Consider the following 23,639-nt stretch of genomic DNA (forward strand, 5'->3'; position numbering starts at 1 on the left):
GTGTCCACCAGCACTTCATCCACATCCTCCGACAGCCCTATCAGCTCACAGGATGAGCTGGACCGTTTACGGCAGTTGGTATTGGGACCTGACTATGAGCAGGCACTCAGGACCATGCTGTCCCAAAGTGATACTGAACGTATAGCCGCCACGATTTCCGAAGCCATCATCCAGCGCAATCTTAGCGATAAAAGTGTTGCCCAGGCACTGGCCCCGATCATTGACGATGCCATTGATAACGCCATTAAGTATCGTCCTCAGCGGATAACCCGGGTTATCTATCCGATCATCGGGCCATCGATCCGTAAGTCGGTTGCCAGGGCTTTGGCTGATATGGTGCAGAACCTGAACCAGATACTGGAGAGCAGCCTGAGCCTCAGGGCCTGGGGTTGGCGATATCAGGCCTGGCGGGCAGGCATGAAATATGGTGAATATGTTCTGCTGAAGACCCTCGATTTTCGGGTGGAACAGGTTCTACTGATACACCGGGAAACCGGCATTCTTCTACATGCAGAAAATGCCGCCGGATTTCAGACGGAAGATCCTGAACTGGTATCTTCGATGCTGACTGCTGTGAGTGACTTTGTTACCGATTCATTCAGCCGGCATCCGGACACATCTCTGGACAATATCCGGGTCGGCGATTTTATTCTGGAAATCGAAACCGGCCCTTCAGCCATTCTGGCTGCGGCTATTCGGGGAACCCCGTCAGAGAAAGTCAGCCAGGTCCTGCGACACACCCTGGAACGCCTTCATCTGGTGTTTTCCCGGGAATTCGACAGATTTAACGGTGACCGTGCAATATTCGATTCTGCATCTCACCTGATGCGTCCCTGTCTGCTGACCCAACACAAAGAAGACTTTTATATTGGCACTCCGTGGCTCGCGTTGACGGCTATTGCCCTGTTATTGGCTTATGGTGGATGGGAAAGCTACCAGAAAGTTCAGAATGAGATCAGCTACCGGCACATTCTTGAGTACATCAGAACCACTCCTGGCTATGTCATTGTTGATGAAAGCAAAGAGCTGCCCCACCTCAGACTGGAAATTCTCAGGCCGCCGTCCTCACCTCCACCAAATCAACGACTTGCCGGTTTGAAAACTGCTCCCTGGCAGGTCAATATCGTTGACCATGTTGCGCCATTAAATATGCGTGAATACCTGCTTCCGTTGATCCCGGAAATGTTTCACCTGGGCCAAGGCGTTGAAATCGAATTGAATGACCAGACACTCGCGATCAAAGGCCTTATAAAAGAATCCCAATACCGTGAAATCGAGCATAGCCCAATGCTTCAATCGGTATATTCATCCGTCGACTTGTCAGCCGCGCAGAGCTATCCGGAACAGTCACCCAAAGAACAGCAATTGAGTCAGTGGTATCGTCTGAAAGCCAAAATCGAGAATATCCGATTTCAGTTTCAGCCGAACACCACCAACTTGGTTGCCGGCGAGGAACAAAAAATTCCGGAGTTGGTCGCTGATTTAAACACTGCCCTGTCGCTGGCAGAAGAAATACCGGTATACCACTGGCAGCTATACATCGTTGGCTATGCCAACAGTGCCGGATCGGACAATGCCAACATCAAAATCAGCGAAGCACGGGCTAAACTGATCAGCGAGCTGTTGCAGGCCAATCACATGGATGCGAGCCTGCTGCTGGCATGGGGGGCCGGAAATCTTCCGGACAGCCGGCTACCTGAGCATCAACAACGCATGGTATCCTTGCAATTGATCCACTCGCCCATCATTTTGGGAACGGAGTACCCATGATTGCTAAAAAAGTATGTTTGCTGGGTTCCTTTGCTGTTGGAAAAAGCAGCCTGATTCGACGATTTGTTGAAAGTATTTTCAGTGACAAATACCACACCACAATTGGTGTAAAAATTGATAAAAAAGTTGTGCGCAGCCAGGATCAGGATGTTCAACTCATGATCTGGGATATTGAGGGCAAGGACGAGTTCAGCACTTACCGCCAGAGCTATCTCCGCGGTGCCGCCGGCTATTTTCTGGTGGTCGACGGAACCCGTCCTGACAGCGTCAGTGTAGCCAAAGAATGGCATGACATGGTCTTGCAACAGGGCCTGAAACTCCCGTTTATTCTCCTGGTCAACAAATCAGATCTTTTTTATGACCAACGCCTGAATGAAGACGACCTGGTTGAGCTATCCTCAATGGGTTGGGAAATCCTGCTTACCAGCGCCAAAACAGGCGAGAATGTAGACTATGCTTTTGAGCGGCTGACAACCAAGCTGCTGGAAAACAATGAATAAGCGGGCGGATTTTCCAGGCAGTTATCTGCGAGAAAATATCCGCCAACTAGCGCTTAATCCCAGCACAAAGCTGGAGTATGATGATGGAAACCAGGCAATTGGACGCCCAACAATGGCTGCTTCAGTGTAGAAGCGGAACTCCGCTTGTACGCAAGGAAGCCGGCCCGAATGGATAACCGGGAAATACTCTTGAACACCCGTCCCTATGGGATATTGGTCTCAAACAGATGAGAACTGATGGAACCCGTTGCGAGGACGCAAGGAGACTCTCCGATGGATAGCCAGAGTTTGTTGGAATCGTTACTGAGTGAACTGGATATTGCGCTTTTTCAAAGCCTTTCTCCAACCGATGACTTCCCCATGTTTCAGCTTCTGCATGAACCACCTTCATGGGTCACCGCATTTGCCGGAATCGACCGGTCCAATCCCATTGCGTTGACAGAAGTCTTCTCCTACCTGGAAGCATTTCTCCCCGAAGCTCAGGAATCCTGGGCCGACAGCAATAACTCCAGAGCTAACTCCGGTGTGTGGACGGAGGTTGACCGGCAGGGCAAAACCCAACAGCTTGAGGCTCTGGCTCTGCTTGTAGCCGATATTCCTCTGCTGGTCCTTCTGAACCTGACGCGAAACTTTGACGAGCGTCATCACCTGTACCAACGGGCCAGGGAAATCGCTCTTGCCAATGAGAAGTTGATCATTCAACTGAATCATCGACAGCGGGAACTGCAAAACAACCTGGAAAAACGCTTGCAGGACGAACAGACGCTGGATGATATCGAAGAAAGTGTTCGCAACAACGCATCTGCCGTACTGATATGCAAACCCGACGGCAGTGTGGAAATCATGAATCAGGCGCTGATCGATATCTATAGAGTTAAAGAGCCTGAAGAGCAGAACGAGTCTCTGCTGGACAAATGGCTCAAAGAGGCTGAGGCCATCTACCCGGAAATCCACCGGGTTGTCGCATCAGGTTCCTATTGGGAGGGGGAGTTCGAAAGCCATAGTGAATCAGGCGCTCCCAAATGGATTCGACTGGCCATAGGGCCCGTGCTGGATACCTCCCATAAACTGACCCATTACGTCTGTATCGCCAATGACATCAGCATGCTGAAAAAGAGCAGCACCGAAATCGAGAGACTGGCAGATTATGATTTCACAACCCACCTGCCGAATCGTCGGCATTTCTGGAAGCAGCTAACGAAGAGCCTGGACAAGGGCGTGCAGAAAAACTCGGTTCTGGCACTGATCTACGTGGACCTGGATCATTTCAAACGGGTCAACGACAGCCTTGGACATCATGCAGGTGATTTCCTTCTGAGCACCATCGGCACCCGGCTGGCAAGATGTATCAAGCACGGGGATTTCATTGCACATCTTGGAGGGGATGAATTCGCCATCATCCTCGAATTACCCCATTCCACGATTAACATCGAGAAAATTGCCCAGCGGGTTCAGTCCGCTATTTGCAAAAACATCACCATTGATAACGCCACGCTGAAAATGACGGCCAGCATCGGTATTGCCATGTACCCCAAGGATGGCCGGGATGCCACATCCCTCATGCGCCATGCAGACCTGGCGATGTTTCATGCCAAGAAAATGGGGCGGGGGAAATATCAGGCATTCATGCCCAATATGAACTATGAATTCCTGCAGATGCTGCAACTGGAAATTGACATGCAGAAAGCCGTCGAGCAGGAGCAATTCAATCTGGTTTATCAGCCACAAGTTTGCTGCGGACAGGATCACTACCTACGGCTTGAGGCTCTGATCAGGTGGAAACATCCACTCAAGGGGAGTATATCCCCTGCCCGCTTCATACCCATCGCAGAAGAAAACGGCATGATTCTGGATATCGGCATTTGGGTTCTGGAGCAAGCCTGCAAGCAGGCCAAAAGGCTTCTCAATGACGGCTTCAATGTCATTATGGCGGTTAACGTATCCGCCAAGCAGGTACGGCAGGAAAACTTTAAGGAACTGGTCAACATTGTACTAAAGAAAACCGGGCTTCCCGCACGCCACCTTGAGTTGGAAATTACCGAAACCACCGTGATGGAAGAAATGGAAGTTGTGGTGGAATTGTTAAAAGATCTTCGCAAGCTAGGCATATCCATTTCTCTGGACGATTTTGGTTCCGGTTTTTCCTCCCTAACCTATCTGAAAAATCTTCCTGTAGACAACCTTAAACTGGATCGTGCATTCATCCACGAACTCCCCGCCAATGAGGAAAGCAAGGCCATCACCACCTCTGTGATCAATCTCGCCCATGAACTGAAAATGAAAGTTATTGCTGAAGGGGTGGAGAACCAGGAACAGGTGGAATTCCTTACCGATAAAGGCTGCGATTATATGCAGGGCTTTCTGTTTTATTACCCGATGGAAGCGGAGAAAATTCAGGAAATTTTCACCGCCATCCGGGGTGTCGCCAACCATTAATCTGGCCTTCTGTTTATAACGGTATGCCTAATATCTATTGAATATCTTCATATATCTGACTTGTAACGCCGATTAAGCGGATTATTAGGTTGAATATTCAATTAAAAATGGCAATAGTGTGCCCTTTGATCAGTAGTTAATCTCAACACTGATAATTGAGAGACTACGATGCTCATTTCCCAGCAACCATTTGGAGTTTTGTAATGGCCAAAAAAGAAAAAGGTATATTGAAAAAAAATATTCAGAAACTGAGTGACGCACTCGGTAAAGAACTGCAAAAAGCAACTGATCAGGTACAGTCCGTAGTATCTGACTTTTACAAGCAGGCTGAAGACATCCAAAAGCAAATTAAAGAGCCAGTAGTAAAACTCGTTAAAGATTTGGAAGACCTGCGCGAAAAAGAACTCAAGCGGGTACAGGACGAATACCAAAAAGTTGTAAAAGAAATTACCACTCTGCAGGAACAGTTCCTGGATAAACTGGGTATTGCACCAACCAAACCTGCAACCACCGCCAAGAAGACAACTGCCAGAAAAACCACTGCGCGCAAGACAACTGCCAAAGCAGCTACCGGAACGTCTACCAGAAAGACAACCACTGCGGCGACAAGAAAAACGACCACCGCAGCGAAAAAACCGGCAGCCAAGAAAACCACTACGGCCGCTAAATCAACGGCAACCAAGGCGCCCGCAGCAAAAGCAGCAGCCACCAAAGCCACAGGAACTGCAGCTAAAAAGACCACTACCCGCAAGGCTCCGGCCAAGAAAGCGGCTGCAACCAAGACAGCCACTACTGGCACCAAAGCTGCTGCACCAAAAACTGCGGCCAAAGCTACTGGTACAACTGCCGGAAAAACCACCGCGGCGAAGAAAACCACTACCGCTAAAAAGACGACTACCGCCAGGAAAACAACTGCAGCAGCCAAGAAAACAACCGCTGCAAGCAAGCCTGCAACAGCCGCCAAGAAACCGGCCACCCGTCGTACTACCAAAAAAGTGGCGGCTCCAGCAGCAAGCACCACGACTACCGGGACAGATACCGCTACCGCAAGTGCAGCAAGCACCAACAGCAGCGAGAACACTTCTTCCTGATCGAAGTGCAAAAAAAAGCCTGGTACAAACCAGGCTTTTTCAGCTTCTTTTTAGAAATGAATCAGTGTCAGCGATATCTAGCCTGGCTGGACACCTGACTATTGTGCAATACCTTGATCAAATCCGCTTCGGCCCTCGACAACCCACAGGTTGTCATCACGTCGTCAACATTGGCTCCCAACGATAACAGCCTGACCGCTTCGTTATAGGAAACCTGTTGAACATCATTGGCTTCGAATTCCTTTTGCTTCCTTTCGGCAGATTTCAGACGCTGGTCCAATGCAACGACCTTACGTCCGACACCTTTGCCACTGTCTGATACCATCAATAACTGTTCATTGACTTTATCCAGCTTCATCTCCAAATCCCTGATGCAATGACGCTGCTGCCGAATATATAGCAATAGCGCACCGCCTATAGTGAAGTTTGCTGAAAGCCCTACCAGGGTTAACCAGCTTGGAATGGCTTCAAACATATCCCTACCCTCTCGTAAGCCGACGTAAAATTAGATCGATGCCAAATCCGACCATTCTTCTTCAGACATCATTTTTTCGAACTCAACCAAAATGATGAGTTCGCCATTTTTGTTACAGACCCCTTGAATGAATTTGGCACTTTCCTCGTTACCTACATTGGGTGCTGTTTCCATTTCAGATTGCCTCAGGTATACCACCTCAGCCACAGAATCCACCAGTATACCGACCACCTGATTATCCACCTCGATCACCACGATACGGGTCTGATCAGTCACTTCGGATTCGGTCAAACCAAAGCGCTTCCGGGTATCAATCACTGTCACCACATTACCACGGAGGTTGATGATCCCCAGCACATAGTCGGGCGCCCCAGGTACCGGGGCAATTTCGGTATACCGCAAAACCTCCTGGATCTGCATCACATTAATGCCATATGTTTCGTGATCCAGTTGAAAGGTCACGTACTGCAGAATTGGATCGTCAGAACTTTGGCCTTGTCCGGTTTGGGATGCCATAGTGATCAACCTCTTGTTAGCAAACCTAGCGCTCGATATCGTATTTCCAGTGCCTGACCTTCATGGGAATCATCCTTGTACACTTCGTCCGACATTGGAATTTGGCGTCAATAATTCAACACTTCTAAGTATTTAATATAGAACAACGCACGATCTATGCCAGCCCAATTGAAGTGAAATTTTGACAAAGCAGAAAGGAAGAGGCGGAAGCGATTCCCTTACAAATTAGCACTATGTCCCTTATTTATGGTCCGACTGAGTCACTGTGGAAGCAGCGGACCCTAGAAGCTTCTCAAATCCTGAGACATCAATCAAGGCACACATATGGGTGATGACGGTTCCTGCCAGCCATGGTCGCTTGGAACGCTCACTTCGCCACTTGACCTCTTCGGGGTCAAGAGTGAATGCCTCAGCAATGTTATCGCAGGCCAGCACCCATTCAGAATCCTGCAGTCGTACCAGATATTTCAAGCCATCCAGCCAATTGGCCGAATAGCGCTCCGGCATTACCCAGAGAGCTGTATCCACCACTTTGAGGTTAAGGTCTCCATAGGGAAACAGCCCCAGAAACCACTTGGGCATGCCAAACAAAGGCGTCAATTCAGAATCCAACGCATATACCCCGCCCAGAGATACCAGTGGTACTGCCAGCTTTAAACCCGCAACGTTAAACAACAGGCACTCAAATCTGTCCTGAGCCCAGGCAGGCCTCTCGTTTGGCCACTCACCATCTGGAGTTCCGACATCCTGAGATACGACTGCGACCACATCTTCCGCCGCATCCTCCACCACTTCCACTGGTTCTTCAACGACGTTTTGACGCTCCACCTTCACTTGAGGTTCCGGTGCGTCAAATTTATGACGATGTATAGTGTCCGGAGACGGAGTCTCCTGCTTCTGTTCAGGCTTTACTGCAGTTTTGGTCTCAACCGGCTTGATGTCAGGAGACACTTCCGCTTTGACCGCTGGTTTACTGGAAACTTCTGTCGACATTCTGAGCGCAGCTGTTTTTGTTGTAACAGCAGTCTTCTCTTCCTCGGCGACCGGAATTCTAAGTTGAAGCTTCGGCTTGAATTTTAGTTTTGGCGGCTCCAGTTCCTGCAGTGGTCGAGCCTTAGCGACAGGCCCCTTCTCGCGGCTGGCAAGCCAATCCTCCCTGGCTCTCTGAAGAAGAGAGTCGGCATGCTCTGTAGGCTCGTGAAGCTGCCTACTGCCAGATGGATATAACTGATCGCCAGAGTCAGCTTCTGCAGCTATGTTTATACCGCCGGCAGCAGGCGCTTCTCCGACGATCGCAGGCGAATCAGATACAGAAGCCTGCATAGTTCTATTTTTATCACCAGGGCTTTTATTTTCACTACCAGGAGCCTTCTTTTCACTACCTGGAGTTTTTTCTTCACTGGCGGAAACTGGGCGCAACAGATCATCGAGATAATCCATTATCGCCTGATCGGCTTCATTAGGGTCTGCAAAACGTTTATCAGACATCGACACAACTCATCCGTACCGGGTTAGGCCTGGGAGGCAGACTTTTCCGGTGAACCGGAAGCCACTCCGACATTGGCCTCGATCAGGTCCTCCAACAGCTTTCGGTAACCTCTGACGCCATGGGTCATAGAGTCGAAGGCGGAGGGTATCACGCCGGCCTTACTGGCATCCCGGAACTTGGTGTCGACGGGAATGGCATAACGCCAGACTTCGTCAGGATATTGCTTGCGCAAGGTTCTAAAGGTATTTACAGAAGCCTGAGTGCGACGGTCAAACATGGTGGGGATTATGGTGTAAGTCAGAACGCTCCTCTGACTCTTCATTACCATACCGAGTGTATGCAGCATGCGCTCCAGCCCTTTCAGCGCCAGGAACTCTGTCTGAACAGGAATCAGAATATGCTGACTGGCCGCCAGGGAGTTGATCAGCAGCACACCCAGCACCGGGGTGTTATCCAGAAAAGCATAATCATATTCATCCCACAGATGGGCCAGGGTCTTCGAGATAATCAGCCCCATCCCTTCAACACCCACCATCTTGCGTTCCAGAGTTGCCTGAGCCGTAGAAGCCGGAATCATTTTCAGGTTCGGGTGAGAGGTATCCCGCACCAATTGACGAGGAAGATCTGCGGGCACCTTACCGTTGTGCATGAAGAGATCGTATACACTCCCTCTCTGGGTATCCGGATCAAATCCGAAATAGGACGATAGGGAGCCATGCGGATCCAGATCCAGCATGAGCACACGCTTACCTTGCTCTGCCAGCAACCCTGCCAGTGATACCGTGGTGGTCGTTTTCCCCACACCACCTTTCTGGTTTGCAACTGTCCAAATACGCACCAGGGATATCCCCCAAAATGTTGATGTCGATGAAATCAGTCAGTGTTGCGGCCGCACATGATCATGCAGCGGTATTCTCATTATGCGGTATTCTCATTATAGTGCCGCCAGCTGGTTCACGCTCCCCTGCTTTTGAGGCTTACCTGCTTTCATGCCTCGCAGGCGGCAAGTCCTTTCCGGTTTAAAGACAATTTATTGTCATTATGCCTTATTTTGCTATGTAACTGACTACTCTGGGAAATTTAGCAGAAAGCGTGCCATATGGAGGGTATTCAAAGCACAGACATTCAATGTTTGGATCGGAAGCAGAGACCTTCAAAAGGAAAAAGCACAACCTGTAGGGGCGAACCTATGTGTTCGCCCCTACAGTGCCAGAGATGTATCGCATTGACTGTGGATGAAAATCAACGGCGCACGGTCAGGCGGACTTTTTCATCCCTGGCAATCAGCAATACCACCCGGCGGTTACGCTGTCGCCCCTCAGCAGTATCGTTGCGGGCGATGGGCTGAAATTCACCATAGCCGACCGCCGCCATGCGTTTGGGGTCCACTCCGCCAAATGCCAGCAGTCGCACAACCGCCGAAGAGCGTGCTGCCGAGAGCTCCCAGTTAGATGGGTACACCGGACTCCGTATCGGTACATTATCCGTAAAACCTTCAACCAGGATGGCGTTTGGGTAGTCTTTCAGGATGGCTGCAATGGAGTCGAGCAAAGGAAAGGCTGGATCCACCGGAACGGCATCGCCGCTACTGAACAGCAGATTATTGCGCAAGGACAACTCTATCCATTCATCATTGGCATTCACCGATACCAAACCATCGCCGATAAGCTTTTTAAGACTGGAACTGAAGCGATCAGCCATCTGCTTCAATGCACCTTCCGCATCCAGGTTGCCAGACCCGCCTACGGGCTGTTTGTCCTGACTTTCAAAGGGCTGAACGATCGGTGACTCGCTTTTGGGTGGAGAAGATGTCTGCTGTCCCACCTGTATAGGATTCATGCTTTTCTGGGTAGCATTGAAAACCCCTTCCAGGGTTTCAGACAGGACCTTGTATTTGCCTTCGTTCACAGACGAAACCGAATACATCACCACAAAAAACGCAAACAACAGGGTAATAAAGTCAGCGTAGGAAACCAGCCAGCGTTCATGGCTATGAGAGTCATCGTGGCGAGGTTTACGTCTCATCATCTGTCACCCTTCATCTGTCACCCTTCTCGTCAGGGAATGAGTGAAGTATAGGCTGAATCAATTCGGGCATTAACTATCAATGAACCCTTTCAGCTTAAGCTCAATGGCTTTGGGGTTTTCACCTTCAGCAATGGCGACGACACCTTCGATCATCATTTCCCGATACAGTGACTGCTCATAGACAATGCCCTTGAGCTTATTGGCAATGGGAAAGTAAAACAGGTTAGCCAAAGCCACGCCGTAAATGGTGGCCACAAATGCTGTCGCAATTCCCGGTCCAAGCATGGAGGGATCCTCCAGATGACGCATCACCTGAATCAATCCCAGCACAGCGCCTAAAATTCCCAGTGTGGGAGCATAGCCGCCCATCGCTTCATACACTTTAGAGCTGTTGAGATCCCGCTGTTCGCGGCTCCCCAGTTCCAGTTCCATCACATTTCTGATCGATTCCGGTTCCGCACCGTCGACCAGTAGCTGCAGGCCTTTTCTGGAGAACGGGTCTGGCTCCTTCTCTGCAATCTCTTCCAGTCCCAGTAAACCTTCCTTGCGCGCCACCATGCTCCAGTTAATCAGTTTGTCTATGCCGGATTGAAAGTTGATATAGGGGGGCAAAAACACCCAACCAAACTGAATCAGGGAACGCTTTAGAACAGGCGCTGAATGCTGAAGGGAAATGGCACCGATTGTGCCGCCCACAACGATCATGGCAGCCGGGAGATTCAGGAGGGCCGAAACTTCGCCTCCCTCAATGATATTGCCGCCGATGATGGCCACAAAGGCAATCAGTACGCCGACTATGCTTAAAATATCCATTTTAGGAGACGCTTTCCACCATTCGAGCTGCAAACTCATCCAGAGACAAAATGTCATCCGCCAGCCCGGCAGTAGCCACAGCCATCGGCATACCATAGATCACACTGGATTCTTCGTCCTGCGCCCAGATTGTAGCGCCGCTATCCCTGAGCATACGACAACCTTCGCGTCCATCTGCCCCCATTCCTGTCAGAATGATACCCAGCACCTTGCCGGGGAAGGTTTTGGCGGCGGACCCAAAGGTGACATCCACGCAGGGTTTATAGTGTAGTCTCTCATCTCCATCCAGGATCTTAACCCGGGCTGATCCTCCAGATCGCTCAATCAAAGTTTGTTTGCCGCCGGGAGCAATATAGGCAACCCCCGGTTTCAGTACTTCGCCATTCTCCACTTGCTTGACGCCAATCGCCGACAGTCGGTTGAGGCGCTCCGCAAAGGCTGGAGTAAAGGTGGCCGGCATGTGCTGCACCAGTACCAATGGTTTGGGGAAGTTGGCCGGTAACTGAGTCAGTATCTTCTGCAATGCGACAGGGCCACCGGTAGAGGTTCCGATTAACACCACACTGGCATTGACCTTTTGGCCTTTCCGGGAGGGCGGCCTTTTGATTTCCTGCTTGGCCGGTGCCGAAGGGGTATCTTTTTTCAGCGGCGCTGCGGGTGAAGGTGTACGACTTATTGGCGACGGTTTAACCGGTGTAACACTCGGCTTCGCCGGCCTGGCGACCGGTTGTACAGGCGCAGAAGCTTTGCTTGCCGCAGCTCCCCGTCGGCTGCCGGATACCGCCATTATACGATCGTGCAGCAGGGCCTTTATGCGTGAGGCATCTCCAGACATTGCCTCAAAACTCTTGGGCAGGAAGTCTACCGCCCCCGCTTCAAGAGCATCAAAGGTCACCCTCGCCCCTTCATATGTCAGGGAGGAAAACATGATCACCGGCGTCGGATTGGTCCGCATGATCTCTTTGACCGCGGAAATACCATCCATCACCGGCATTTCATAATCCATGGTGATGACATCCGGTTTGAGTCGGGATGCCAAATCAATTGCCTCTCTTCCGTTGGTGGCTGCTCCGACGACCTCAATGTCTGTCATAGGTTGCAGGATTTCACTCAGGCGGCGCCTGAAAAATCCGGAATCATCTACAATGAGGACCTTAACGGCCATTCAAACTACGCCCCCTGCTTCCTCATGTTGCCAAGTAAAAATTCTCCGGACATGCTCAACCCGCCGATAATGCGGTTGTTGAACCGTTCGCAACGGTAATGTCATCCGGTACATCATCCTTGAACGATGGCCGGCTGAAAACTTTGCTGGACTTGGAATAACGCCCTAACAGACTCGGGATATCCAGAATGAGAGCAATTCGACCATCGCCCGTGATCGTGGCCCCTGCCATACCAGGAGTACCATGAAGCATCTTGCCCAGAGGTTTAATCACCACCTCTTCCTGTCCAACCAACTGATCAACCACCAGGCCAACCCGTTTAGTCCCTACAGACACAATCACCACATGGCCGGTCTTACTGGATTTCTCGAACTGTGCTCCTTTCACCAGCCAGCGTTTGATATGGAACAAGGGATACACATTTTCGCGCACCACTATACATTCCTGACCGTCGACAATATTGGTCTTGGTCAAATCCAGATGGAAAATTTCCACCACGCTGACTAACGGAAAAGCAAATGCCTGATTGCCAAGTGTCACCATCAGCGTCGGCATAATCGCCAACGTCAAAGGCACTTTGATGGTTAATCGAGAGCCTTTGCCCAGAATCGAATCGATATGGATAGTGCCGTTAAGCTGGGAAATCTTGGTTTTCACCACATCCATTCCCACGCCACGACCGGATACGTCAGAGATCTCAGTCTTGGTAGAGAACCCTGGTGCAAAAATCAGATTGTAGGCTTCAGAATCTGTCAGACGCTCAGCAGCATCCACATCATACAAGCCTTTCTCCACCGCCTTCTGGCGCAGCACGACCGGATCCATGCCGGCACCGTCATCCTCAATGGAAAGCAGGATATGGTCACCTTCCTGCTCTGCTGCCAATACAACACGCCCTACCCGTGGCTTCCCGGCCTGTTCACGTTTTTCCGGTGATTCCACACCGTGGTCAACGGCATTCCTCACCAAGTGAACCAGTGGATCGGAGAGAGCTTCGACCAGATTCTTATCCAGGTCGGTGTCTTCCCCTTTCAGCACCAGATTGACTTCTTTCTTAAGGTTACGGGCCAAATCCCGGACAACCCTGGGAAAACGGCCAAATACTTTCTTGATCGGCTGCATCCTGGTCTGCATCACAGCGGATTGCAGATCAGTGGTGACCACATCCAGGTTAGACACCGCCTTACTCATGTTCTCGTCTGCAAATTCCTCGCCCAGACGTTTCAGCCGGTTACGCACAAGCACCAGCTCGCCCACCATATTCATGATGTCATCAAGGCGTTTGGTATCGACCCGGACAGTGGTCTCAGTAGCGATACTGGCCTGCTGTTCTTTCGGCGCCGCACCAGCGGCAGGTTTCACTTCTTTTTTCGGAACAGCGGCTTCTGCAGCAGGCTTTTGGGGAGCAGCTTTTGCTGGTTCGGCTTTGGCAGCCGGAGCCGGTTTGGCGGCGGGTTTAGGCTTGGCTTTCGCCTCGGCCGGTTTACCTTTCACGGCGGGCCCTTTGCCCTTACCATGCAAGTCATCCAAAAGCTTTTCGAATTCATCGTCAGTGATGAGGTCAGAGTCACCTGCATCTGCTCCTGCAGAAGCTGGCTCTTCTTTTTCATCCGCTTTGGTTGAGGCAGCTTTAGGGGCAGAAGAACTATCAGCTACGGCACCGTCGAATTTGCCTTTGCCGTGCAACTCATCAAGCAGGCTTTCAAACTCTTCATCGGTGATTTCATCGCTGTCGCCAGCGGAAGGTTTTGGTTCAGGAGGAGGAGCAGCTTTCTCTTTCTTCTCTTTGCCTGCTTTTTTCGGAGGCTCTTCGCCCTTCGGTGAGCCACCGAATTTCCCTGGACCATGCAACTGATCTAACAGGGCCTCAAACTCATCTTCGGAAATTTCATCGGAATCTGACTCACCTGCGGTAGCGGCTTCTGCCACATCGCTGTCGGTATCACCATCATCGAGAGCATTCAGGAGATTTTCAAATTCATCGTCGGTAATATCGCCTTCGGTTACCGGCTCGCTCTCTTCCTCGAAATCTTCGGCATAGGCCTCTTCCTCTTCGGGTTCAGCGTCTTCAGAGCTACCCAGGTTAACAGGCTCGCCTTTTACCAGACATTCAAGGGCGTGTATCAAAGCAGGATCGGCAGGTGTGGGTTCTTCACGATTTTTCACGTCATCGAACATGGCGTTGACGGCATCCAGTGCCTGCAGCACCACATCCATCAACTCCGAGGATACTGACAACTGTCCATTTCGCAGCAGGTCAAATACGTTTTCTGCAACGTGGCAACAGTCAACCAGAGGCTCCAGTTGAAGGAAGCCCGCGCCCCCTTTAACAGTATGGAATCCCCGAAAAATGGCGTTGAGAAGATCTTTATCTTCGGGATTTTGCTCCAACTCCACCAATTGCTCGGAGAGTTGTTCCAGAATCTCGCCTGCCTCGACCAAAAAGTCCTGCAGGATTTCTTCGTCAGCTTCGAACCCCATTCACCTGCTCCTCAGAAACCAAGGCTTGATAACAGGTCGTCTACATCATCCTGGCTGGAAACGACATCTGAGCGCCCTTCTGTATTCATCTGCGGGCCTTGCCCTTTCATTATATCTTCTTGTTCAGCTTTCATATCGTGCTGAATTCCTGTTAACCGGTCCACTTTTCCAGCCATGGCAACCAAATTAACCAGATTCTCTTCCACCTCGCGCACGAGGGTGGTCACTTTCTGAATGACCTGGCCGGTTAAGTCCTGAAAATCCTGCGCCAGCAGGATTTCCGATAGATTCCCATAGACCTTGTCGCTGTTTTGGGTCAACTCCAGAAAAAACTTGTCTATGCGTTTGTATAGCTCTCTGAACTCCGATGGATCCATCTCCCGGCGGCGAAGGCGGCCCCAGGCCTCCTTCAATTCTCCCGCCTCATTCCTGATGTCCACCGCAAGCGGCATACTGGCCTCTACCAGATCCATCGTTTTGTTGGCCGCTTTGTTGGTCATATCCACAACATAGGCCAGACGATCGGATGCGTCGGCAATCTTTGACATTTCTTCCTGCTGCTGAACGGTGCCAATGTCGATTGCAAAACGGCGAATCGCTTCATGCAGCGAGCGGGTCAGTTTTCCAACTTCCTGATAGAGAGTTCTGTCACGGGTTTCGTTCAGTTCAGAGATTACCTTCATCGCTTCGGCATAGTTGCCGTTAGAGACATGCTCCATCAACGTGGAAGCCTGCTCACTCAGGCGCTCTTGCTCACCGAAATCGGGTTTCTTTTCCATTGGTAACTCTCTTTTGGGACGATTCAGTCAATCCGCTCAAATATTTTTTCTATTTTTTCCTTCAACACAGCGGCAGTAAATGGCTTAACAACGTAACCATTTACACCAGCCTGGGCGGCGGCAACAATCTGGTCCCGTTTGGCTTCGGCAGTCACCATCAAAACTGGCAGGTTCTTGAGACTCTCATCAGCGCGAACAGCTTGTAACAGCTCAATTCCGGTCATTCCTGGCATGTTCCAGTCGGTTACCAAAAAATCAAACTTACCGGTCTTCAGCATGGGCAGTGCCGTTTGTCCGTCATCCGCTTCCTCGGTATTGGTAAAACCAAGATCACGGAGCAGGTTTTTGATAATCCGCCTCATCGTCGAAAAGTCATCGACTACGAGAATTTTCATATTTTTGTCCAATGTAACCTCCACAATGGCGACGTTGGAAACTCTTTGATTTCATTGCCCTACTGGATAAGTCTAGACGTAGTTCGACGACTATCCAGTTTTTCAGGCACTCCAGTTAAAATAAATATCACCTTCTCCTGACGAGAAAATGAACAGCGTGCCCGATGAAACCGAAAAAAGTCTCCCTGGGGCAACGCGCGGCAGAATATATACCCGGATCAGTCGCCAGTCCAATCCGTGAGACGCGATCTTAGTCGTATCGTCGCCTGGGAATGTATCTGGCTGACCCTGGATTCACTGACGGACAATACCTGACCAATTTCCTTCAGATTCAGTTCTTCGTCATAGTAAAGAGACAGCACTAGTTTTTCGCGCTCCGGCAAGGCATCAATAGCGGCTGTCAGCTTTTGCAAAAAGGCTTCATTTTCAATGCCGGCCAGCGGATTACGATTATGAGGATCTTCCCCGAGAGGGTCCTGATCACTGTCAAATCCCATCTCATCCAGGCTGAACAAACGACCTGCAGAAGCATCCCTGACCGAACTGTGATATTGCTCCAGAGTTATTCCCAGGGCTTCAGCAACCTCATGATCCTGAGCATCACGCCCGGTGCGGGCTTCAATTTCATGTATGGCTTTGGCAATGTTCCGGGCATTCCTGTGTACCGATCTTGGAATCCAGTCTCCTTTGCGGATCTCATCCATCATCGAGCCACGTATCCGGATACCCGCATAGGTTTCGAAAGAAGCGCCTTTGGTGGCGTCGTACTTTTGAGCGGCTTCCAATAATCCGATCATGCCGGACTGTATCAGGTCTTCCACCTGAACACTTGCAGGTAATCTTGCAATCAGGTGATGAGCGATACGCTTAACCAGAGGTGCGTATTGCTGGACTAACAGGTCTGCGCGTTTACCACCGGCATCACTGTAGATCATATAAGATTTCGCCACGTGCATTTACTTGTGTTAATGGAGCATACAATTACCGGACCCATTGCCGGATGCAACCAGGTACCAGATTGATCAGCCACTAGCGCTTGTCAATGCTGTACCAGCCGCTCCACAAAAAACTCCAGATTGCCTCGAGGGCCTGTGGGCAGTGGCCAATTGTCCACTCGCTGAGCTAATTGCCTGAAGGCCAATGAAGCTTTGGATCTGGGATAAGCTTCGTAAACCGGACGCTGCCGTTGCACAGCTTTGCGCACAGTTTCATCAAACGGGATGCTGCCTTCATATTGTAGCGCAACTTCCAGAAATCGTTCGGTGACCTTGGAAAGTTTGTTGAAGAGATTTCGCCCCTCTTCACTGGAACGAACCATGTTGGCGAGAACCCGGAACCGAAACAGATCATGGTTCTTGTTCAACAGTTTGATAACCGCATAACAGTCGGTAATCGACGTCGGTTCATCACAGACCACCATCAGGATTTCCTGCGATGCCCGGGCAAAGGACAGGACCTGCTCAGAAATTCCGGCAGCCGTATCAATAATCAGTACATCAAGATCATTGCTGATCTCGCTGAAAGCGTTAATAAGACCCGCATGTTCCAATGGAGACAAATGAGTCAGATGCTGGGTGCCGGAAGAGGCAGGAACGATCTTGATTCCACCAGGACCCTCGACCATAACTTCCCTCAGGGTGCATTCCCCTGACAGCACATCACCGATATTGCGGGACGAGGTAATTCCCAGCAAAACGTCGATATTGGCCAACCCCAGGTCGGCATCGAGCACCACAACCCGACGCCCCATTTCCGACAAGGCCATTGCCAGATTAATAGACACATTACTCTTGCCGACACCGCCTTTTCCGCCGGTAACCGCAATAACCTGAACCGGATGTAGTCTGCTCATACCGGTATACTTCTCCTCAACATACGCCTCCCCTTCTCAACATACAGCTCCCCACATGGTCCTGACCGGTGACTCCGGGAACACCATTCGAAACTGTCAGACGGAAGACTCAATCAATGACTATCAGTTCAACGCCCTGGGCAAAACAATCATTGCAGCTTTCCCCATGCCCGCCGTCAGCGGCCGTTATGTTCTTTTCTGACCGGCCAAAAACAGAACATTGTCCATTTTTAACCGTGATTTATCTTTTAACCGTGTTTAACCTTGTTACCGCTACCACACTTTTCACACTTGCTACACTACCAGATCCTGCAAGTTGGCATTGCCGCTTCGGTTCTGTTTCTCCCACTCCGAAGATGCCTGCCAAAGCGAGACCGCCCTGACCACCAAAGCGTGAGCCCTGGCATGGTGGATGTCTCTGGGTATCTGCTGTCCATCAGTGAAATACGCCACCGGCAGCCGATTGACGATTGCCATGCTGATCACTTCTCCCAGACTGAAAGCTTCATCCACTTTCGTCATGACGCAGCCTGCCAGCCCAAGCATCTTATAGTAATGGTAGGTCGATTTCATAACCTGTGGTTGGCTAACTGCGGATAATACAAGATAGTTCCTTAATTCATGCCGCTCAACCCTGAGATCCTGACGCTGAATTTCCCAGTTTGGATCCTGCGGATTCAAGCCTGCGGTATCAATCAATATGAGGCGCTTGTCAGCCAGTTCATCCAGCACGTCATCTAACTTCCGACGCTCATCCACAACCACCACAGGAACATTTAACAGACGTCCGAAGGACTGTAACTGCTGCGTCCCCGCCACACGGAAACGATCAGTGGTGACCAATGCCAGTTTATTATTTCCGTATTTCTGTACAAACCGTGCAGCCATCTTGGCAATCGTCGTTGTCTTCCCGGCTCCAGTCGGCCCAACCAGGACCACATTCCCCTCCTGGTCTATCAGCTCTTCCTCTTCGGCTTTCAGGCCGTGGGCCAGTCGTGCCATGAGATTGCGCCATTGCTCCTCAACACTTTTAGCCGGATTGATTTTTGCTGTCAGCGGATCATGTAACTCTGGAAACACACCCATGGTTTGCAAACGTTGTAAAAGCGCTTTATCAATCGTTCCGGGCATGTCCGATGTTTGAGCTTTTTGCTTTTGAGGACGCTCAGAAACCGGTTCGCCCGATGCCTTTACCTGAGGTGCGGCAGGCGTCTGCTGGAAACTCTGATGCTGAATCATATTGCGCAACTGCATAATTTCTTCGCGCATTTCAGCAATGATCTGGCCGGTCTCTCCGGGCGTCGCAGATACCTGAGCAACCGGCTTGGGCTCCATTATCGGCGCGGCTTGTTGAGGCTCCCGCATTTGATCGAGTCTGGCCCTGATGCGTGCCATTTCGTCTTCCAATTGTGCGTGCCTCGAGGCGGCTTCCCTGGCGACAGCAGAGGCTGAAGCGACATCCCGGTTCGGTTCTGACACACTTTCCCGCGCTTCAGTTTCGTCGTAGTTGAGCGCACAGATGACTTCCACCCCTCCGGCAATTTTCTTGCTGGATAAAATCACCGCATCAGCACCAAGCTCCTCACGAATATCTCTCAGGGCTTGCTGCATACTGGCTGCAAAAAAACGCTTCATCTTCATTTTCTATGCCTCTATCAGGGTTAACCGCTGATGGTTGCCACAATCGTAATCTGTTTGTTGTCCGGCACTTCCTGGTATGCCATGACATGCATACGGTCCACGCCAAGGCGGACAAATCGGGATAGCACCGATCTCAATGTATTCGATACCAGCAGAATGGCGGGTTTACCCAGCATCTCCTGCCGCTGAGCCGCATCCGACAGGGAGCGGTGCAGTTTTTCCATCATGCTGGGCTCAAGGATCAGTCCCACATCATCCATACCTCCCGCCTGCTGGGCCTGCTGCATGGATTTCAATAACAGTTGCTCCAGCCCAGGATCCAAAGTCACTACAGGCAGCTCGGACTCATTTCCAATGATATTCTGGACAATCAACCGGCGTAGAGCGGTCCGGACGGAGGCTGTCAATATTCCGGCGTCCTGGGTTTTGGGTGAAGTATTCACAATCGCTTCAGCAATACTGCGCATGTCCCGAATGGGCACATCCTCCTGCAACAGATTCTGCAACACCTTCAGCAACAGGCTGACGGAAACCGTATTGGGCACCAGTTCTTCCGCCAGTTTGGAAGCGGATTTGCCCAGCTGTTCCAGCCATTGCTGAACTTCCTCATGTCCCAGTAGCTCGTAGGCATGTTTGCTCAAGACCTGGTTCAGGTGAGTCGCCACCACGGTACTGGCATCCACCACGGTATACCCCAGCGTCTGCGCCTGCTCCTTCTGGTTGGGATCGATCCAGATCGCCTCCAGGCCAAAAGCGGGATCCTTGGTTTCAATGCCTTCAAGTTTGCCAAATACCTGCCCCGGATTGATGGCCATTTCACGATCCGGATGTATTTCCGCTTCAGCGATAGTGACCCCCATCAAAGTGATGCGGTAGAAATTCGGCATCAGATCCAAGTTGTCACGAATATGGACAGACGGCATGAGAAAACCCAGTTCCTGGGAGAGCTTTTTACGCACCCCTTTTATTCTGGCCAGCAACTGCCCGCCCTGAGACTTATCGACCAGTGGTATCAACCGGTACCCGACTTCCAAACCGACAATATCCACATTCACCACGTCATCCCAGCCGAGCTCTTTGGTTTCCGGACCTTTCATCGCAGGAGGAGCCTCACCGCCGGTCAACGCCGGGCCACCGGCCGGAGAAGGACCACCCCCTGGACGACGGGACATGGGGGCATGGCCTTCATCGACCACATCGGGCTGCTGTTGTTTCTTCCAGATAAAGAATGCAATGGCTGCGGCGATGGCGGACAGTCCGATAAATGCCACATGCGGCATTCCGGGGATCACCCCCATAATGAAAAGAATGATGGCGGGAATGAGCAACGTCCGGGAGGAGCTGAACATTTGCCGGATTACCTGGGTCCCCATATCCTGTTCGGAACTGACCCGGGTCACCATAATGGCGGCTGCGGAGGACAACAACAGGGACGGGATCTGTGCCACCAGACCATCACCAATAGTCAGCAGCGCATATTTCTGCATGGCGTCACTGAATTCCAGATCGTGCTGCAGCATACCAATGCTGATACCACCCAGCAGGTTAATGGCCAGAATCAGCAGTCCGGCAACCGCATCGCCACGCACAAATTTGCTGGCACCGTCCATTGAGCCGTAGAAGTCCGCTTCCTGGGCAATTTCCTGACGCCGGGACTTAGCCTCTTCCTGATCGATCAGACCGGCGTTCAAATCCGCGTCAATGGCCATCTGTTTACCGGGCATGGCATCCAGGGTAAATCTCGCACTGACTTCCGATACCCGGCCCGCACCTTTGGTTACCACCACAAAGTTGATAATCATCAGGATGGCAAATACCACGATACCCACAGCGTAGTTACCGCCGATCAATACCGCTCCGAAGGCCTCAATCACCTTACCAGCAGCGTCTCCTCCCTCATGCCCTTCCAGCAGGACCACACGAGTGGACGCCACGTTAAGCGCCAGGCGCAACAGGGTTGCCACCAGCAACACTGTCGGAAAAATGGCAAAGTCCATCGGTCTCATGGCGTAAACACATACCATGAGTATCACGATGGAAAGAGCGATGTTGAAAGTAAAGGTGACGTCCAGCAGGAATGGCGGCATCGGCAGTGTCATCATGGCCAGCAAGACCATGAGTAGCACCGGGATGCCGAAGTTGCCCTGGGCATAGGAGCGGAAATTTGTCAGCGCAGCGGCTCGATCCATATCACACCTGAATTCAACACATGACGCCAAATCTTTGACATCAACAGCGGGTTTTTAATGTGATTTGCAGGAATCGTGCCTTTGTTCGAAAGACAGTGATTTATCGAGAAAAGATGACCCGTTTACCGTGACAGAATATGCACCTTAATCTGATGAAAAGAGTCTCTTGGCGTACAACAGGTAACGCAAGAGACTACGCGAGAGGCAACATTAGTGAAGTCGGACCTGGCTGAGCGCGTCAAACAACGCCTTCTTATCTGCCTCAACCAGATAGCGTTCATTCAGGGCGACCTCAAATTCCTGCCAGTCATGATCAGACAGCTTGCCACCCTGCTGCAGAAACTCTGCCATTTCCTGATTGATCCGATTGCCCAGCTCAATCAGCGCCGGACGGATAACCGTATTCAGGTCCCGCGGCGTTTTACCTTCCGGACGACTCAACAAGTCGGCACGATAGCGATATTGAATCGCCTTGGCAGCAGCGATTTGAGCAGTAAAGAATGCTACAACACTCTCCCGCTCCAAGCCCGCAGACTCAGCAGACTGAGAGGCCTTCTCAATCACGGTCTTTTCGCGTTCGATATCTTCAATGGCTTTATGATTGTTTGCTTTAAATAAAGCGACATCTTCCATATACCCAAGCCTTTCGTTAATTGTGGAGAATAAACCCTGGGGACTCGGCTCGGATAAAACGTTGACCGAAAACAGCAGAAGCGAAAGCAATGCCAATGCTCGATACATTAGTAACTCCTTGTTATCTATTTAAAAAGCAAAGCAAATTGGAACATGCAAATTACCATGCTCTGCGATAAAAAGCCTACTTTTGGCATTCCAGCATTATGGAATTAACCGTCACAGTAAAGCTAACTGTCACGGCGCAGATGCGAGGGGATATCAAAATCAGGTATTTTGCCGGGACGTTTACCGAACCCACGGCGAAACCGGCGCAACTGGAATACATACGCCAAAACCTGGGCGACAGCTAAATAAAGACCTGATGGAATTTCTTCGTCAATATCCGCGTGATAGTAGATCGCACGGGTTAATGGTGGCGTTTCCACCAACTCCACGTCATGTGCTCTGGCAATCTCCCGGATCTTCATTGCCATATGGTCCACCCCTTTGGCCACTACCACCGGGGCATCCATGGTTTTAGCATCATATTTAAGAGCTACAGAATAATGGGTCGGATTGGTAATAACCACATCTGCCTTGGGAACTTCCTGCAGCATCCGGCGCTGGGTCATCTGGTACTGCAGCTCCCTCACCCGGCGCTTCACTTCAGGCTTACCTTCTGTGTCCTTGAACTCGTCTTTTATCTCCTGCTTGGTCATTCGCAGGTTCTTGGTGTGGTCATAAATCTGGAAGGGAATGTCCACCATCGCAATCAAAATCAGTGAACTGGACAGAAACAGGAAGCTCCAGGCCATAAGCTCCAGAGTGTGCCGAATACTCACCATGGGATCCTGCCCGGTCATATCCAGCAGACTGGGAATGGCATTGTTGAGGATCAGCCAGCCGACACCGCCCACCACCAGAGTTTTTGCAATCGCTTTTACCAGTTCCATCAGGGATTTCAGCGAGAACATGCGCTTGAGCCCTTCCAATGGATTGATGCGACTAAACTTGGGCATGATGCTCTTACCGCTAACCAACATACCACCCAGGGCAATATTGCCGAAGATCGATGCAATCAGCAGTATCAGCATAAAGGGAATCAGTGCCGTAGCGGCCTCTATAGCCATGGCTCCGAGATGTATGATGGGTTTTCCGGGATCAAATATCTCATCCCGGGTCATGGAAAAACTGTACCTTAATATGTTTTCCAAAGACCGACCCAACGCAGGACCAAAAATCAGGAAAGCGACGGCAGCGGACATAAGGACGGCCATTGTCCCGAGTTCCTTGGAACGCGGAATCTGCCCTTCCTCCCGGGCTTTCTGTATCTTTCGCCCGGTAGGTTCTTCGGTTTTTTCCTGGCTGCTATCGGTTTCTGCCATTGCTCTAAACCTAAGCTA

Annotated in this window: 20 protein-coding genes; 4 read left to right on the forward strand and 16 right to left on the reverse strand. The window is 50.9% G+C overall.

Going from position 1 to position 23,639, the window contains the following annotated elements; genetic code table 11:
* From BTA51_RS12825 to BTA51_RS30170, 4 genes are all read left to right on the forward strand, one after another.
* Positions 1 to 1,770, forward strand: coding sequence for an OmpA family protein (locus BTA51_RS12825; RefSeq protein WP_094707872.1), 1,770 nt, complete (start codon positions 1 to 3; stop codon positions 1,768 to 1,770).
* A complete protein-coding gene (locus BTA51_RS12830) occupies positions 1,767 to 2,270 on the forward strand; it encodes a Rab family GTPase (protein WP_094707873.1) in 504 nt (167 codons plus the stop codon). The genes BTA51_RS12825 and BTA51_RS12830 overlap by 4 nt, the downstream gene beginning before the upstream one ends.
* 273 nt (positions 2,271 to 2,543) lie before the next feature.
* Positions 2,544 to 4,706: a bifunctional diguanylate cyclase/phosphodiesterase gene (locus BTA51_RS12835; RefSeq protein WP_168188160.1), complete on the forward strand. Its 2,163-nt coding sequence runs from the start codon at positions 2,544 to 2,546 to the stop codon at positions 4,704 to 4,706.
* Positions 4,707 to 4,909: 203 nt separating this feature from the next.
* Positions 4,910 to 5,797 (forward strand): hypothetical protein, encoded by an 888-nt coding sequence (locus BTA51_RS30170; protein ID WP_168188161.1) that lies wholly within the window; start codon positions 4,910 to 4,912, stop codon positions 5,795 to 5,797.
* 67 nt (positions 5,798 to 5,864) lie between these two features.
* Here the strand turns inward: BTA51_RS30170 and BTA51_RS12845 are convergent, their stop codons facing one another.
* The 16 genes from BTA51_RS12845 to flhB form a co-directional block, all read right to left on the reverse strand.
* A complete protein-coding gene (locus BTA51_RS12845) occupies positions 5,865 to 6,272 on the reverse strand; it encodes a DUF2802 domain-containing protein (RefSeq protein ID WP_094707875.1) in 408 nt (135 codons plus the stop codon).
* A 30-nt stretch (positions 6,273 to 6,302) separates the two neighbouring features.
* Positions 6,303 to 6,788 (reverse strand): chemotaxis protein CheW, encoded by a 486-nt coding sequence (locus BTA51_RS12850; RefSeq protein WP_094707876.1) that lies wholly within the window; start codon positions 6,786 to 6,788, stop codon positions 6,303 to 6,305.
* 240 nt (positions 6,789 to 7,028) lie between these two features.
* Complete coding sequence (locus BTA51_RS30500; RefSeq protein ID WP_210404826.1) at positions 7,029 to 8,276, reverse strand: chemotaxis protein CheW; 1,248 nt, start codon at positions 8,274 to 8,276, stop codon at positions 7,029 to 7,031.
* A 23-nt stretch (positions 8,277 to 8,299) separates the two neighbouring features.
* Entirely contained in the window at positions 8,300 to 9,115 is an 816-nt protein-coding gene (locus tag BTA51_RS12860; RefSeq protein ID WP_094707877.1) for a ParA family protein, read from the reverse strand.
* Between the two features lie 404 nt (positions 9,116 to 9,519).
* Positions 9,520 to 10,305 carry a flagellar motor protein MotD gene (gene motD, locus BTA51_RS12865; protein ID WP_094707878.1) on the reverse strand — a complete coding sequence of 262 codons (786 nt, stop codon included), beginning with the start codon at positions 10,303 to 10,305 and terminating at the stop codon, positions 9,520 to 9,522.
* A gap of 69 nt (positions 10,306 to 10,374) precedes the next feature.
* Positions 10,375 to 11,118 (reverse strand): flagellar motor protein, encoded by a 744-nt coding sequence (locus BTA51_RS12870; RefSeq protein WP_094707879.1) that lies wholly within the window; start codon positions 11,116 to 11,118, stop codon positions 10,375 to 10,377.
* Between the two features lies 1 nt (position 11,119).
* Complete coding sequence (locus BTA51_RS12875; RefSeq protein ID WP_094707880.1) at positions 11,120 to 12,283, reverse strand: chemotaxis response regulator protein-glutamate methylesterase; 1,164 nt, start codon at positions 12,281 to 12,283, stop codon at positions 11,120 to 11,122.
* Positions 12,284 to 12,338: 55 nt separating this feature from the next.
* Positions 12,339 to 14,765: a chemotaxis protein CheA gene (locus tag BTA51_RS12880; protein ID WP_094707881.1), complete on the reverse strand. Its 2,427-nt coding sequence runs from the start codon at positions 14,763 to 14,765 to the stop codon at positions 12,339 to 12,341.
* 11 nt (positions 14,766 to 14,776) lie between these two features.
* Entirely contained in the window at positions 14,777 to 15,544 is a 768-nt protein-coding gene (locus BTA51_RS12885; RefSeq protein WP_094707882.1) for a protein phosphatase CheZ, read from the reverse strand.
* Positions 15,545 to 15,567: 23 nt separating this feature from the next.
* Positions 15,568 to 15,951 (reverse strand): chemotaxis response regulator CheY, encoded by a 384-nt coding sequence (gene cheY, locus BTA51_RS12890; protein ID WP_026180389.1) that lies wholly within the window; start codon positions 15,949 to 15,951, stop codon positions 15,568 to 15,570.
* Positions 15,952 to 16,157: 206 nt separating this feature from the next.
* The gene (locus BTA51_RS12895) at positions 16,158 to 16,895 is read right to left on the reverse strand and encodes an RNA polymerase sigma factor FliA (RefSeq protein WP_094707883.1); all 738 of its coding nucleotides are present in this window, start codon (positions 16,893 to 16,895) and stop codon (positions 16,158 to 16,160) included.
* Positions 16,896 to 16,978: 83 nt separating this feature from the next.
* Positions 16,979 to 17,791 carry a MinD/ParA family protein gene (locus BTA51_RS12900; RefSeq protein WP_094707884.1) on the reverse strand — a complete coding sequence of 271 codons (813 nt, stop codon included), beginning with the start codon at positions 17,789 to 17,791 and terminating at the stop codon, positions 16,979 to 16,981.
* A 294-nt stretch (positions 17,792 to 18,085) separates the two neighbouring features.
* Positions 18,086 to 19,426 carry a flagellar biosynthesis protein FlhF gene (gene flhF / locus BTA51_RS12905; RefSeq protein WP_246841026.1) on the reverse strand — a complete coding sequence of 447 codons (1,341 nt, stop codon included), beginning with the start codon at positions 19,424 to 19,426 and terminating at the stop codon, positions 18,086 to 18,088.
* A gap of 26 nt (positions 19,427 to 19,452) precedes the next feature.
* Complete coding sequence (gene flhA / locus BTA51_RS12910) at positions 19,453 to 21,621, reverse strand: flagellar biosynthesis protein FlhA (protein ID WP_094707886.1); 2,169 nt, start codon at positions 21,619 to 21,621, stop codon at positions 19,453 to 19,455.
* Between the two features lie 210 nt (positions 21,622 to 21,831).
* Positions 21,832 to 22,362, reverse strand: a complete 531-nt coding sequence (locus BTA51_RS12915; RefSeq protein WP_094707887.1) for a chorismate mutase — start codon at positions 22,360 to 22,362, stop codon at positions 21,832 to 21,834.
* Positions 22,363 to 22,484: 122 nt separating this feature from the next.
* The gene (gene flhB / locus BTA51_RS12920; RefSeq protein WP_094707888.1) at positions 22,485 to 23,621 is read right to left on the reverse strand and encodes a flagellar biosynthesis protein FlhB; all 1,137 of its coding nucleotides are present in this window, start codon (positions 23,619 to 23,621) and stop codon (positions 22,485 to 22,487) included.
* Positions 23,622 to 23,639: the final 18 nt, after the last annotated feature.

Source organism: Hahella sp. CCB-MM4 (assembly GCF_002260525.1).
In the GTDB taxonomy this organism is placed as follows: domain Bacteria; phylum Pseudomonadota; class Gammaproteobacteria; order Pseudomonadales; family Oleiphilaceae; genus Hahella.

What these genes read in the sequence shown, in the direction of transcription:
- BTA51_RS12830 (WP_094707873.1), top strand. Translation starts at nt 1,767, where the DNA reads ATGATTGCTAAAAAAGTATGTTTGCTGGGTTCCTTTGCTGTTGGAAAA.
- motD (WP_094707878.1), bottom strand. Translation starts at nt 10,305, where the DNA reads ATGATGAGACGTAAACCTCGCCACGATGACTCTCATAGCCATGAACGC.
- BTA51_RS12835 (WP_168188160.1), top strand. Translation starts at nt 2,544, where the DNA reads ATGGATAGCCAGAGTTTGTTGGAATCGTTACTGAGTGAACTGGATATT.
- BTA51_RS30170 (WP_168188161.1), top strand. Translation starts at nt 4,910, where the DNA reads ATGGCCAAAAAAGAAAAAGGTATATTGAAAAAAAATATTCAGAAACTG.
- BTA51_RS12845 (WP_094707875.1), bottom strand. Translation starts at nt 6,272, where the DNA reads ATGTTTGAAGCCATTCCAAGCTGGTTAACCCTGGTAGGGCTTTCAGCA.
- BTA51_RS12900 (WP_094707884.1), bottom strand. Translation starts at nt 17,791, where the DNA reads ATGAGCAGACTACATCCGGTTCAGGTTATTGCGGTTACCGGCGGAAAA.
- BTA51_RS12885 (WP_094707882.1), bottom strand. Translation starts at nt 15,544, where the DNA reads ATGGAAAAGAAACCCGATTTCGGTGAGCAAGAGCGCCTGAGTGAGCAG.
- BTA51_RS12895 (WP_094707883.1), bottom strand. Translation starts at nt 16,895, where the DNA reads ATGCACGTGGCGAAATCTTATATGATCTACAGTGATGCCGGTGGTAAA.
- flhF (WP_246841026.1), bottom strand. Translation starts at nt 19,426, where the DNA reads ATGAAGCGTTTTTTTGCAGCCAGTATGCAGCAAGCCCTGAGAGATATT.
- flhB (WP_094707888.1), bottom strand. Translation starts at nt 23,621, where the DNA reads ATGGCAGAAACCGATAGCAGCCAGGAAAAAACCGAAGAACCTACCGGG.
- BTA51_RS30500 (WP_210404826.1), bottom strand. Translation starts at nt 8,276, where the DNA reads ATGTCTGATAAACGTTTTGCAGACCCTAATGAAGCCGATCAGGCGATA.
- BTA51_RS12875 (WP_094707880.1), bottom strand. Translation starts at nt 12,283, where the DNA reads ATGGCCGTTAAGGTCCTCATTGTAGATGATTCCGGATTTTTCAGGCGC.
- BTA51_RS12880 (WP_094707881.1), bottom strand. Translation starts at nt 14,765, where the DNA reads ATGGGGTTCGAAGCTGACGAAGAAATCCTGCAGGACTTTTTGGTCGAG.
- BTA51_RS12870 (WP_094707879.1), bottom strand. Translation starts at nt 11,118, where the DNA reads ATGGATATTTTAAGCATAGTCGGCGTACTGATTGCCTTTGTGGCCATC.
- BTA51_RS12915 (WP_094707887.1), bottom strand. Translation starts at nt 22,362, where the DNA reads ATGTATCGAGCATTGGCATTGCTTTCGCTTCTGCTGTTTTCGGTCAAC.
- BTA51_RS12850 (WP_094707876.1), bottom strand. Translation starts at nt 6,788, where the DNA reads ATGGCATCCCAAACCGGACAAGGCCAAAGTTCTGACGATCCAATTCTG.
- flhA (WP_094707886.1), bottom strand. Translation starts at nt 21,621, where the DNA reads ATGGATCGAGCCGCTGCGCTGACAAATTTCCGCTCCTATGCCCAGGGC.